This is a genomic window from Croceicoccus sp. YJ47 (assembly GCF_016745095.1).
In the GTDB taxonomy this organism is placed as follows: Bacteria; Pseudomonadota; Alphaproteobacteria; order Sphingomonadales; family Sphingomonadaceae; genus Croceicoccus.
Genome location: NZ_CP067087.1, coordinates 1,750,005 through 1,762,462, shown reverse-complemented (window position 1 = coordinate 1,762,462; position 12,458 = coordinate 1,750,005). Strand labels below are relative to the sequence as shown.

General features: G+C 66.3%; 13 protein-coding genes. 5 read left to right on the top strand and 8 right to left on the bottom strand.

From position 1 onward, the window contains the following. Positions 1-18 precede the first annotated feature (18 nt). The 6 genes from ubiB to rpsT all read right to left on the bottom strand — a co-directional run bounded on the left by ubiB (position 19) and on the right by rpsT (position 5,960). Positions 19-1,572 (bottom strand): 2-polyprenylphenol 6-hydroxylase, encoded by a 1,554-nt coding sequence (ubiB, locus tag JD971_RS08655; protein WP_202082640.1) that lies wholly within the window; start codon positions 1,570-1,572, stop codon positions 19-21. 4 nt (positions 1,573-1,576) lie between these two features. Further along, a complete protein-coding gene (locus tag JD971_RS08650; protein ID WP_202082638.1) occupies positions 1,577-2,314 on the bottom strand; it encodes a class I SAM-dependent methyltransferase in 738 nt (245 codons plus the stop codon). Between the two features lie 62 nt (positions 2,315-2,376). Further along, positions 2,377-3,189 (bottom strand): bifunctional DNA-formamidopyrimidine glycosylase/DNA-(apurinic or apyrimidinic site) lyase, encoded by an 813-nt coding sequence (gene mutM / locus JD971_RS08645; RefSeq protein ID WP_202082636.1) that lies wholly within the window; start codon positions 3,187-3,189, stop codon positions 2,377-2,379. Positions 3,190-3,209: 20 nt separating this feature from the next. Next, positions 3,210-3,665 (bottom strand): hypothetical protein, encoded by a 456-nt coding sequence (locus JD971_RS08640; RefSeq protein WP_202082634.1) that lies wholly within the window; start codon positions 3,663-3,665, stop codon positions 3,210-3,212. 5 nt (positions 3,666-3,670) lie between these two features. Continuing rightward, complete coding sequence (gene dnaA, locus JD971_RS08635) at positions 3,671-5,230, bottom strand: chromosomal replication initiator protein DnaA (protein WP_236672008.1); 1,560 nt, start codon at positions 5,228-5,230, stop codon at positions 3,671-3,673. 469 nt (positions 5,231-5,699) lie between these two features. Next, the gene (rpsT, locus tag JD971_RS08630; RefSeq protein WP_202082632.1) at positions 5,700-5,960 is read right to left on the bottom strand and encodes a 30S ribosomal protein S20; all 261 of its coding nucleotides are present in this window, start codon (positions 5,958-5,960) and stop codon (positions 5,700-5,702) included. A gap of 316 nt (positions 5,961-6,276) precedes the next feature. Here rpsT and JD971_RS08625 point away from each other — a divergent pair, with 316 nt between their 5' ends. From JD971_RS08625 to JD971_RS08610, 4 genes are all read left to right on the top strand, one after another. Continuing rightward, positions 6,277-7,047: a HesA/MoeB/ThiF family protein gene (locus tag JD971_RS08625; protein WP_202087493.1), complete on the top strand. Its 771-nt coding sequence runs from the start codon at positions 6,277-6,279 to the stop codon at positions 7,045-7,047. A 57-nt stretch (positions 7,048-7,104) separates the two neighbouring features. Continuing rightward, positions 7,105-7,980: an MBL fold metallo-hydrolase gene (locus JD971_RS08620; protein WP_202082630.1), complete on the top strand. Its 876-nt coding sequence runs from the start codon at positions 7,105-7,107 to the stop codon at positions 7,978-7,980. An 84-nt stretch (positions 7,981-8,064) separates the two neighbouring features. After that, positions 8,065-9,054, top strand: coding sequence for a quinolinate synthase NadA (nadA, locus tag JD971_RS08615; RefSeq protein WP_202082628.1), 990 nt, complete (start codon positions 8,065-8,067; stop codon positions 9,052-9,054). Positions 9,055-9,226: 172 nt separating this feature from the next. Beyond that, positions 9,227-10,573: a DUF2254 domain-containing protein gene (locus JD971_RS08610; protein ID WP_202082626.1), complete on the top strand. Its 1,347-nt coding sequence runs from the start codon at positions 9,227-9,229 to the stop codon at positions 10,571-10,573. Here the strand turns inward: JD971_RS08610 and JD971_RS08605 are convergent. Beyond that, positions 10,570-10,896: a hypothetical protein gene (locus JD971_RS08605; RefSeq protein ID WP_202082624.1), complete on the bottom strand. Its 327-nt coding sequence runs from the start codon at positions 10,894-10,896 to the stop codon at positions 10,570-10,572. The two genes, JD971_RS08610 and JD971_RS08605, sit on opposite strands and share 4 nt — an antisense overlap. After that, positions 10,881-11,546: a lipoyl(octanoyl) transferase LipB gene (gene lipB / locus JD971_RS08600; protein ID WP_236672387.1), complete on the bottom strand. Its 666-nt coding sequence runs from the start codon at positions 11,544-11,546 to the stop codon at positions 10,881-10,883. The genes JD971_RS08605 and lipB overlap by 16 nt, the downstream gene beginning before the upstream one ends. A 62-nt stretch (positions 11,547-11,608) precedes the next feature. Here lipB and JD971_RS08595 point away from each other — a divergent pair, with 62 nt between their 5' ends. Further along, positions 11,609-12,457: a glycerophosphoryl diester phosphodiesterase membrane domain-containing protein gene (locus tag JD971_RS08595; RefSeq protein ID WP_202082620.1), complete on the top strand. Its 849-nt coding sequence runs from the start codon at positions 11,609-11,611 to the stop codon at positions 12,455-12,457. Position 12,458 lies beyond the last annotated feature (1 nt).

Below are 12,458 nucleotides of genomic sequence, written 5' to 3'. Positions count from 1 at the left end.
GCCCCGTCCATGCCCGCGTCAGAACAACCCGGCCGCCAGCGCCCCATAGGCCGCCGCCGCGCCGACGCCCGCCGACAGCACATAGGGCCAGAACCCGCCGCCCTTGCGCTCCCGCCGTTCCCAGATCAGCTCTATATGCGGCAGGGGCGGTGCCTCCGGCGCGCCGCCCTTGGCCGGGAACATGTCCTCGATCCGGCGGATGAGGCCGGGCAGGCGCAGCAGCGTATCCGTATCCTCGCGAATGCGGTCGGCAATCGCCGCCTCCGGGCCCAGCTCGTCGCGGATCCATTCGCGGACATAGGGGGCCGCCGTGTCCCAAAGGTTGATGCCAGGGTCGAGCGAGGTCGCGATCCCCTCCACCATGACCATCGTTTTTTGAAGAAGCAGCAGATGCGGCTGCGTCATCATGTCGAAATCGCGGGTGATGGCGAACAACCCGTCGAGCATCTGTCCCACGGACAATTCGCTGACCGGCTTGCCGCGCATGGGTTCGCCCACCGCGCGCAGGGCCGTGGCGAATTCCTCGACCGAATGGTAGCTCGGCACATATTGCGCCTCGAAATGGATTTCGGCGACGCGGCGGTAATCGCCGGTGGTCAAGCCGTAGAGAATCTCGGCAAGCCAGCTTCGCGCCTGCCTGTCGATGCGGCCCATGATGCCGAAATCAATGGCGACGATGGTGCCGTCCGCCGTCACGAACAGGTTTCCCTGATGCATGTCGGCGTGGAAGAACCCGGCGCTGATCGCCTGTCGCAGGAAACCCAGCACCAGCCGGTTGGCGATGTCGGGCAAATCGTGCCCCGCCTCGATCAGGCGGTCCCGGTCGGCGATTTTCACCCCGTCGATCCATTCCATCGTCAGGACGCGGCCATTGGTCCGGTCCCAGTCGATGTCGGGCACGCGGAAACCGGGCACCGCGCTCATCCCCTGCGCCAGTTCGGACGCCGACGCCGCCTCGCGCCGCAAGTCCAGCTCCCGCAGGGTCCAGCGTTTGAAATTGGCGATGGTGAGGCGCGGGCGCAGCCGCGTCGCCTCCCCGCCGAACGCCTCGAGATGGGCGGCGGCCCATTCGAACGTGTCGATGTCGCGCGCGAACTGCGCACGGACGTCGGGCCGCTGCACCTTGACCGCGACGGTGCGGCCTTCGGTCGTGACCGCCTTATGCACCTGCGCGATGGAGGCCGCGCCGATCGGCGTTTCCTCGATACTGGAATAGAGCGCGGCGATCGGGCGCTCGAAGCTTTCCTCGATCACCCGGCAGATGCGTTCGAACGGCACCGGAGGGAGCGAATCCTGCAACGACAGCAGGTTGCGCGCCGCTTCCTCGCCCACGAGGTCGGGCCGCGTGGCGAGCGTCTGCCCCAGCTTGATCGCGGCGGGGCCGATCTCCTGAAACGCGGCGGCGTAATCGGGGATGCGCGGCTGGCGCGTGCCGAACCGTGCAATCCGGCACAGCCGGCGCACCGGCGCGGGCGTCGCGGGGTTTTCCTCCACGATGCGCAACGCACCATGCCGGGCGAGCGTGCGGCCCCATCGCAGAAGCCGCATCACATGGATCGCAGGGCGCGTCATGAACTCAGATTTTCCAGCCCGAATGGATCGCGACCAGCCCGCCCATGATCGGCTCCACCTTCGTCATGGCGAACCCTGCATCGCGGATCATGCCCTCGAATTCGGGCATGGTGGGAAAGCGGCGGATCGATTCGACGAGATAGCGATAGCTGTCCGCGTCGCCCGCGATCCGCTTGCCGATTTCGGGCACGAGCCGGTGCGAATAGGCGTCGTAGATATCCTTGAACCCGGCCCATTCGGTGGTCGAGAATTCGAGGCAGAAGAACCGCCCGCCATGTTTGAGGACGCGGTGCGCCTCGGCCAGAGCACGGTCGATATGGGTGACGTTCCGGATGCCGAATGCGATGGTATAGGCATCGAAGCTCTTGTCCTCGAAGCTCAGATCCTCCGCGTCCTGCCGCGACCAGACGAGGCTGTCGATGCCGCGTTTCACCGCGCGGTCGAGCCCCACGTCCAGCATGTCCTGATTGATGTCGGACACGGTGACGTCGGCGCCGCGCGCCTCCATGCGAAAGGCGATGTCGCCAGTCCCGCCCGCCATGTCGAGAATGCGCTCGTGCGGCTGCGGCTTGACCCTGCGGACGAAGCGGTCCTTCCACAATCGGTGCATGCCGCCCGACATCGCATCGTTCATGATGTCGTATTTGCGCGCCACATTGGTGAACACCGCGCCGACGCGGTCCGCCTTCTCGTGCGCGGCGACCTGTTCGTAGCCGAAGGAAACTGTCTCGCTGTCTGTCATGGCACAAGCGTTTAGGGCGTTATGCGCCCCACGCAAAGCAATTGTGTCGCGTTTTGCCTCGCTCAACGCTGACACTTCGGACACCAGAACGTGCTGCGCCCGCCCTGCACGAAACGCTGCACCGTCCCCCCGCAATGGCATGGTTTCCCCTCGCGGCCATAGACCTGCCACGACGTCGCGAAATAGCCCAGCTCACCATCGGGCTTTGCATAATCCCGCATCGAGGAACCGCCCGCCGCAATCGATTCGTTCAGCACGTCGCGAATGGCCGGGACCAGCAGCTTCAGCTTCGCCAGGGACACCGCGCCCGCCGCCTTGTCCGGGCGGATGCGCGCACGGTGCAGCGCCTCGCACACGTAGATATTGCCCAGCCCCGCCACGATCCGCTGATCGAGCAGCATGATCTTGATCGGCGAAATCCGCCCCGACAACGCTTCGCGCAGATAGTGCGGGGTCAGCTCCGCCCCCAGAGGCTCCGGCCCCATCGCCGCGAACGGGCCGAACGCATCGATTCCATCGGCATCGACCAGATCGACCGATCCGAATCGCCTTGCATCGTTCAATGCCAGCACATGGCCGCTGCCGGTTTCGAGCACGAGATGGTCGTGCCTGCCCATTTCCTCGGGGTCGATGCGCCAGCGTCCGCTCATGCCCAGGTGAAACACCATCACCTGCGGGCGGGAAAGGTGGATCAGCCCGTATTTCGCCCGCCGCGACAGGCCGGTGACCTGCGCCCCGGTCATCGCCTGCACCAGCCCGTCGGGAAACGGTCGGCGCAGGTCGGGCCGGTTCACGCGCACGCGGGCGATGGTTTCCCCATCGAGAAAGGCGGACAGCCCGCGCACGGTGGTTTCGACTTCGGGAAGCTCTGGCATGAGCGCACAGATAGGAACGATCAGCCGATGAGGGAATAGCGGCAGGCCGGCGGCGGCGGTTCGACAAGAGCGGCGTACCCATCCGGCCCGCGCATGGCCCCGCCGCGCGACAGGGTTTCGCCGAACGGATGCGCGGTTCCCGCAATAATGACGCGATCGGGTTGCACGATCACCGATGTTTCCGCGGAAAACATGGGCAACGCCGCATCGCCGCCCGCCATGACGAAGAGGAGGCAATCGTCTCGCACCGCATAAGCCCCGTGGAACAGCGCGAGCGGCCTGGCGATCGGCGGGGTTCCCGGTCTCGCAACCGGTTCCGGGTCGCGCGCGATATAGATGCTGCGCGTTTCGGCGGCCGGCGTCGCGGCGGTGCCGGCGGTTTGGTCGGTGCGCCTCGCGCCCGCGTCCGCCGCCGGCGCGCCGCATCCCGTAAGCAGGACCGCCACGCTCGCCGGCAGGAGCCGCGCGGACTGCACCGCGGTCAGCTCTCCAGTTGCCGCAGCAGACTACGCACGTCGCCGTCCATGTCGGCATCGCGGGTGCGCAGATCCTCGATCAGGCGGACGGCGTGGATCACGGTCGAATGGTCGCGCCCGCCGAACTTGCGCCCAATTTCGGGATAGCTGCGCGGGGTCAGCACTTTGGCCAGATACATCGCGACCTGCCGCGGGCGGACCACCGTGCGGGTCCGGCGCTTCGACGCCATTTCGGATCGGTCGAGCCGGTAGAACTGGCACACCGTGCGCTGAATCTCGTCGATGGTGATGCGGCGGCGATTGGCGGACAGGATATCGGTAAGCTGTTCCTCGGCCAGTTGCAGGCTGACCGGCTGGCCCGTCAGTTGCGCATAGGCGATCAGCTTGTTGAGACCGCCGACCAGCTCGCGCACGTTGCGGCTGATGGTGCGAGCGAGGAATTCGATCACGTCGGCAGGCACGTCGCTCGCGGTAAAGCGGGCGAGGCGGTGATTGAGAATCTTGCGGCGCAGGTCGATATCGGCGGGCTGAATATCCGCGACCAGCCCCATCGACAGGCGCGACAGCAGCCGCGGCTCCACCCCGTCGAGCGCCTGCGGCGCGCGATCGGCGGCAAAGGCGAGGCGCTTGCCCTCCGCCAGCAGCGCATCGATGGTGTAGAGCAATTCCTCCTGCGCCGAGGCCTTGCCGATGATGAACTGAATATCGTCGACCAGCAGCATGTCGAACCCGCGCAGCCGCGACTTGAACTCCATCATCTGATTATGGCGGAGCGCCTGCACGAATTCGACCATGAAGCGTTCGGCGGAACAGTAGAAGATGCACGCGCCCGGACGCGCCGCGGCAAACTGATGGCCCAGCGCATGGAGCAGATGCGTCTTGCCCTGCCCGGTCGCGGCCTTGAGATAGAGCGGCGAGAATTGCGGCGTTTCGATCGCGGCCATGCGCTGCGCCGCGTTATAGGCGAGCACATTGCCCTCGCCCGTGACGAAGCTCGCAAAGGTCAGCGACGGGTCCAGCCCGGCCGAGCCGAGATCGGTCAGCGCGCCTGCGGGATCGGCCATCGCCGCCGGTTCCGCAGCGGCGGACCCGACGCGCAATTCGGGCAGCTTGCGACGGTTCGGATGCACGCAGATGCGGACATTGCGCACGTCGCTGCTCGCGATCTTCCACGCCAGCGAAAGCCGGTCGGCAAAGCGGTCCGTGACCCAGTTGGCGGAAAATTCGGTCGGCAGATACAGGTCGAGCGTGCCCGTCTCGCGGCAGAACGGCCCGAGTTCGACCGGGCGAATCCATTGATTGTAGAGCTGCTGCCCCAAATCCTTTTTCAGCCCGATGCAGATATCGGCCCAGTCGGCCTGCAGATCCTCGGCGCGGCGGCGCGCCTCGTCGCTGTGCGCCGAATCGCCAGCCCCCGAAGCGCCGGCACCCGAAACATTGGACGCCACTGCGCCCCCGCCGCGCCCATCGCGTCGATCCGCGGTGCCGCTCGCGATGCGCGAGGACGAAAGGGGCGCGGCACTGCCATGTCCTGCATCATTCGTATCATCCGATTCGCGCATCATAGCCGTCATCAAATCCTGCCCCAAAACCTTCGTCCACCCGTCCTGTCACCGGCAATATCCGCCCATCGGCGCCGCATCATAATACGGCGCCGTCCGCCGGAGCGATCCGGTGGGCGAGCGATCTTCGCGATGTTCAATAATGCCGGTTGCGGGTCACCGCCCGGCCCTCATTTTGTAGGGCTGTGGATGGTCCACCGGCAAGGGTTGCAGCGTAAAAAAACTGAAATAATGCGCCTTGACTCAATCAAGCCCGCACAACTCCAACAGTGCGGTTTCAAGCCATTGGTTTGGAACGTTTTATTGGTCACACCGCCATCCGAATCAACGCATTTCCGCCGATTCGAGGGCGATCGTATCCGAGCCTGAGGCCCCGGATCGCAGGCACGAAAAAGGCCGCCGGATCATGCCCGGCGGCCCTTTCATGGCCCGATCCGCCGGCGGTCCGGCGAATCGTCCTGCGATGTCGGCGTCAGAGCGCGGCGACGCGCTTCGACAGGCGCGACATCTTGCGCGAAGCGGTGTTCTTGTGGATCGCACCCCGCGCCACGCCGCGCGCCAGTTCGGGCTGCGCATCGTGCAGGGCGGTCTTGGCCGCGTTGCTGTCGCCCGATTCGATGGCGGTCTCGACCTTTTTCAGGAAGGTGCGGATGCGCGCCATGCGGTTGCCGTTCACTTCGGCGCGGCGCTCGTTGCGACGGATGCGCTTGCGCGCCTGGGGGGTATTGGCCATGTCGATCCTTTATGCGGCCGCCGGCGCGGCGGCCCTGTTCAAACGGGGTACTTGCGAGTTGCTCCGGGTCCGGCCCGCACAAATGCGCGATACCCGACCGATACGAAATCATGCGCGAAAGGGCATGCCCCTCACGTGAAAGCGCGGCGCATATCCCCGCAGCGGCGAATCGTCAAGCTTTTCGGGCGTTCCGGCCCGCCGTGTCGCGCCGATCCGAACGAGTGCTTGCCCCCGCCGCCCCCGCCGGGGCAAGGGACAGCTCATGCCCCACGATACCACGCCCCGCCATCCCGACGCGCCATCGCCCCGTTCCGCCATGCTGGACGGCGACGAACGCATGGAGCGCTATGCCCGCCATATCGTCCTGCCCGAAATCGGCGGCGTGGGGCAGGTCCGGCTCGCCGCGTGCCACGTGGTGGTCGTGGGGGCGGGCGGTATCGGTTCGCCCGCGATTCAGTATCTCGCCGCCGCCGGGGTGGGCCGCATGACGATCGTGGACAGCGATGTCGTCGATGTGAGCAATCTGCAGCGGCAGACGATCTTCACCCCCGGCGATACCGGCGCGGGAAAGGCCGGGCGCGCCGCCGACTGGGTCCGCCGGTTCGATCCCGCCATCGCCGTGACGGCACGCGACATGCGAATCGATGCGGATAATGCCGGTGCGATCGTCGCAGGGGCCGATCTCGTGCTCGACGGGTGCGACAATTTCGCCACCCGCCTCGCCGTATCGGATGCCTGCGTCGCGGCGCGCGTCCCGCTGAGCAGTGCGGCGATCGGACGGTTCCAGGGGCAGATCGCCAATTTCGCCGGGCACCTTGGGGATCAGCCCTGCTATCGCTGCTATGTCGGCGATGCCTTCGATGCGGACGATTGCGACACCTGTGCGGAGCAGGGCGTGCTCGGCGCCTTTGCCGGGATGGCGGGATGCTTTGGCGCGATGCACGGGTTGCGCGTGTTGCTGAATGGAGTCTCCGCGCTGGGCGATCCGCAATTCGGACGGCTGCACTTGCTGGACGGGCTGGGGCCGGGCCTGCGCACGATCCGGATTGCGCCCGACCCGCAATGCCGGGCTTGCGGCGGGCGGTAAGGGGCGGGGCTGGTCTCCACCTCGACAGCCGCGCCCGGCCTGCCCATATTGGCACCCATGCCCGCCAAGACACAGCCCGCCCCGCCCATCGGCACCCCGCAGCAGCTCGAGCAGCGGGTGCAGCGCGTGCTGGCCGGCAATCCCAGCGCGTTTACCCTGCACGGGACGCAGACCTATATCGTCGGCGCGGGCCATGATGTCGCGGTGATCGACCCCGGCCCCGACGATGCCGCGCATATCGACGCGCTGATCGCCGCCATCGGGGATCGCACAGTCACGGCCATCTGCTGTACCCACACCCATCGCGACCATTCGCCCGCCGCCGCGCCGCTTGCGGCCCGCACCGGGGCGAGAATCGTGGGCTGCGCTGCGCTCGCGCTCGAATCCATCGGGCCGCGCGGCGATGCGCCGTTCGATACAGGCTACGCGCCCGACCGCGTGCTCAATGATGGGGAGAGCATTTCGGGCGATGGCTGGACCCTGACGGCGGTGGCGACGCCGGGGCATACGTCGAATCACCTGTGCTTTGCATTGGAGGAAAGCGGCGCGCTGTTTACCGGCGATCACGTCATGGGCTGGTCCACCACCGTGGTCATCCCGCCCGATGGCGACATGGCGGATTACATGGCCAGCATGGAATTGCTGCATGGCCGCGAGGATCGCATCTACTACCCCGCCCATGGCGCGCCGGTCGAAAATACGCGGCAACTGGTGCGGGGCATGATCGGCCATCGCCGGCAACGCGAACGGCAGATCCTAAAAACGCTCGACAAGGGGGCGCGCGCCATCCCGGCGCTGGTCGACACGATGTATGTCGGGCTCGATTCGCGGCTGGTCGGGGCGGCGGGGCAATCGGTGCTGGCGCATCTGATCGACCTCGAACGAAGGGGCGTGGTGGGCCGCGATGGCGAAGAATGGGCGCTTGCCGGCTGAATGCCCTGTAAAAGCCGGGGGTTTGTCCCTAGATGAAGGGCAAGCACGCCCGCCACGGGCCACGACAATACGGGGACACGACGCATGACCGCCCAACCGCGAGAGAATCTGACCGGCATGGACCTGCGCGAAGAGATCGAGAAGCTGCGCAAGGAGCGCAACGCCGTGATCCTCGCCCATTATTACCAGAAGCCCGAAATTCAGGACATCGCCGATTTCGTGGGCGACAGCCTCGAACTGTCGAAAAAGGCAGCGGCCACCGATGCCGAGGTGATCGCGTTCTGCGGCGTGAAGTTCATGGCGGACACGGCCAAGATCCTGAGCCCGGAAAAGATCGTCGTGCTGCCCGACCTCGACGCCGGGTGCAGTCTTGAGGACAGCTGCCCGCCGGACAAGTTCCGCGCATTCCGGGAGGCGCATCCCGACCATATCGCGCTGACCTACATCAATTGCTCGACCGAGGTGAAGGCGCTGTCCGACGTCATCGTCACCTCGTCCAGCGCGGAGACGATTCTTCAGCAGATCCCGGAAGACCAGAAGATCATCTTCGGCCCCGACCGCCATCTCGGCGGCTATCTCAATCGCAAGTTCGGGCGCGACATGCTGCTCTGGCCCGGCGTGTGCATCGTGCACGAGGCGTTCAGCGAAACCGAGCTCCTGAAATTGCAGCAGCAGTATCCCGACGCGCCCATCGCCGCGCATCCGGAATGCCCGCCGCAGATCGTCGACCACGCCGATTACGTCGGCTCGACCAGCGGCATCCTGCAATTTGCGAAAACGACCGAGAGCGACACGCTCATCGTCGCGACCGAGCCGCACATCATCCACCAGATGGAGCTCGCGCTGCCGGAGAAGAATTTCATCGGCGCGCCGGGGGCGGACGGCAATTGCAACTGCAACATATGCCCGTACATGGCGCTCAACACGATGGAGAAGCTCTATATCGCGCTGCGCGACCTCGAACCCCGGATCGAGATCGAGGAAGGCTTGCGGCTGAAGGCGAAGCAGAGCCTCGACAAGATGATCGAAATGGCGGCCGGCACCATCGGCAAGGGCGATCTGGGCCGGGTGTGAGCGGACCCGGCCCCGCGCCCGATCCGCGCCGCACCCCGAACGGGCGGCAACGAAACGGCGCGTGCCGCGTTGTGTTCTCCGGTCGCACGACAGGAGGGCACGCCATTCGCATCGACACATCGCCGCATGGAGCCGCGTATCGCGCCCCCGCCCGCCATCGCGCGGGTAAGCCGTGACCGCGCATCTCCGCTCCTTTCTGGCCGCGATCAATGCCAGCTACTGGTTCTATCCGGCGCTGTTCTCGATCCTCGCCTTCGTGCTGGCGCTGGTGACGATCATGCTCGATCGCAGCTTTGCGGCCGAGATGATCTCGAACACCAAATATCTCGTGCCCGCCCGCCCCGACGGCGCCAGCACCATGCTCCAGGTGATCGCCAGCACGACGATCGGCGTCGCCGCGACGGTGTTTTCGATCACCATCGCCGCCGTCGCCTATGCCAGCGGAACCTACGGCCCCCGCCTTCTCACCAATTTCATGGAGGACAAGGGCAATCAGCTTTCGCTTGCCACCTTCATCGGCACCTTCGTCTATTCGGTGATGGTGCTGCGCGTGGTCCGGGCGGAGGACGAGGCCGCCGCCTCGGCGCAGGCCGCCGCGTCCGATGGCCTGCCGGGTTTCGTGCCGCAATTGTCCCTGCTGGTCGCGACCGGACTGATGCTGGCATCGATTGCGGTGCTGGTGTTCTTCCTCAACCATATTCCCGATTCGATCCGCATCAACACCGTGCTGAAACAGATCGGCGAGCGGCTCATCCGGCAGATCAAGCATCGCTTTCCCCACAACGGCTCGGACATCGAACAGCCCGAACCGCCCGATGGCAAGATCGTGTCGGTCACTTCGGCCGGCTATATCGAGATCATCGATTTTTCCGGGCTGGAGGACATTGCGAAGCGCACCGATTCGGTCATCGTGCTGAAGGCGGAAGCAGGCGATTTCGTGCACCCGCCGATGGCGCTGGTGCAGATTGCCGCCGACGACCCGGACGATACGCTGATCGAGGAGATTCTTGGCTGTTTTGTGCTGTCGGGCCTGCGCACGCCGACGCAGGATCTGGGCTTTCTGCTCGACGAGCTGGTCGAGATTGCCCTGCGCGCGCTGTCGCCGGGGATCAACGACCCGTTCACCGCGATGACGGCGCTGCACTGGATCGGGGCGGCCACGGCGGAGCTGGGCGGGCGGGTGCTCGCCGATTCGCCCAATGACGACCGTGCGCAGTCGACCGACCGGCGCGTCATCCCGATCATGACCGGGTTCGACGGCTATGTCGCGGCGGGGTTCGGCGCGGCGCGGTCCGTCGTCGCGACCAGCCGGAAGGCGACCTTCGCCATGTTCGACGCGATGCAGAATTGCGCCAGCGCGCTCAACAATCGCGACCGCGTGCAGGTCCTGTTGAAGGAAGGCGACCTGTTGATGAGCCAGGCCGCCGATGCGTTGAGCGGGCCGGACCTTGCCGAGGTGCACGACCGGCACCTCGCCTTCCGCGCGAACCTCAGCAACAATCGGCAGGCCGCGGACTAGTCTTCGGGTTCGGCGTCCGGCGTCGCGGCGTCGGTTTCGGTATCCGCATCGACATCGGCATCGGCATCATCCGCGCCTTCGCCGGCGTTCTCGTCTTCCCCTTCCGCTTCGCTGACCGGCATGCCCTGCGATTGGAGCTGATCGAGCGGGATCATCGCATCGTCGATCGTGCCGGGAAGCACCTCGCCCTGCGCCGCCGCGCCCTCGGCCTCGGCCGGAGCGTCCGCCGTGTCGTTACAGCCGGACAGGAGCGGCAGCAGCGCCGCCATCGTGAGGGTGAGGATCGTTTTCGCCATGGCGTCGCTGATTACTCCGTCGGGCATTTGCGGTCCAGCGCGGAGAGAAACGTTTCGCTGTGCCGCCCCATCGCCTCGTCCCATTCGCGCGCCGACACCGCGCGGCCGAGCCGTTCGAGGCTGGTCACGCCGAATTCGCTGATGCCGCAGGGCACGATGCCGGTGAAATGGGTAAGATCGGGCGACAGGTTCACGCTGAACCCGTGCATCGTCACCCATTTGCGCACGCGCACGCCGATCGCGCCGATCTTCGCCTCGCGCCCGTCGATGTCGCGGGTCCAGATGCCGATGCGTCCCTCCGCCCGCCAGCTTTCGACATCGAAATCGGCCAGCGTGTCGATCACCCACCCTTCGAGCGCATGCACGAAACCGCGCACGTCGCGCGCCCGGCGGCTGAGGTCGAGCAGGACGTATCCGATCCGCTGCCCCGGCCCGTGATAGGTGAATTGCCCGCCGCGCCCGGCCTTCACCACGTCGAATCGCGGGTCGAGCAGATCGGCATCCTTCGCGCTGGTCCCCGCGGTATAGACGGGCGGATGTTCGAGCATCCAGATCAGCTCGCGCGCGCCGTCGCGAATCGCGGCATTGCGGACCTCCATCTCGGCCAGCGCATCGCGATAGGCGACCTGCTCATAGCTATGGCGCCATTCGATCCCGTCCTGTGCGGAGGCGGGCATATCCCTCGTTTCATCGGTCATCGCGCGTTGCGTGGCGGCAAATGCCGTGCCAATCAAGACCCATGGCATTACCTTCATGGAAACCGGCGCCCAAGGGGCCGCCGCCTGCAAAACTCGACATCGGCCGGGCATGGTCGCGCGCCGCGGCGATGATCGCGGCGAACCGGCAATTGCTGCTCATCGTGGCGGGGGTGTTCTTTCTCCTGCCGCAGCTGCTCGTGAATTTCGTCCTCCCCTCGCCGCAGGACGGGCTGGAGGGGGATGCCGCGACGCAGGCGATGCTCGACCTTTTCGCCGGCTGGTGGCCGGTCCTGCTCGCCTCGCTGTTGATGCAGAGCGTGGGCGTGCTCGCCGTGATCGCGCTGCTCGCCGATCCGGCGCGGCCCACCGTGGGGGAGGCGATGAAGCAGGCGCTGCGCTATTTGCCGAGCTATGTCGCGGCGCAGCTCGTGCTTCTGTCGGGTATCGGCGTGGTCATGCTGCTCGTGCTGGTGCCGGTCGCGACGGCGGGGGCGGCGGCAGGCAGCGCCTCTTCGGCCGGGGCGTTCGGCACGCTCATTGCGCTGGCCATCGCGCTCTATCTCTTCATCCGGGCGGTGCTGACCGCGCCGGTCATGGTGGCACAGCGGGTGCGCAATCCGTTCGATGCCTTGCTGCGCGCGTGGCGGCTGACGCGGGGGAATGCGACGCGGCTGCTGTTCTTTCTCGCGCTGCTGACGCTGTCGGCGCTGATCGTCTATACGGTGGCGACGCTCATTCCGGGCCTGATCCTGCTCCCGCTCGTCGGGGCGGATGGCGCGGCGGTCGTCGTCGGCTTTATCGGGGCGCTGGTGGGCGCGGTCTATTCGCTGATCACGACGGCGGTGCTGACGGCGATCTGGGCACAGCTTGCGGCGACGCCCGGCGAGTGAC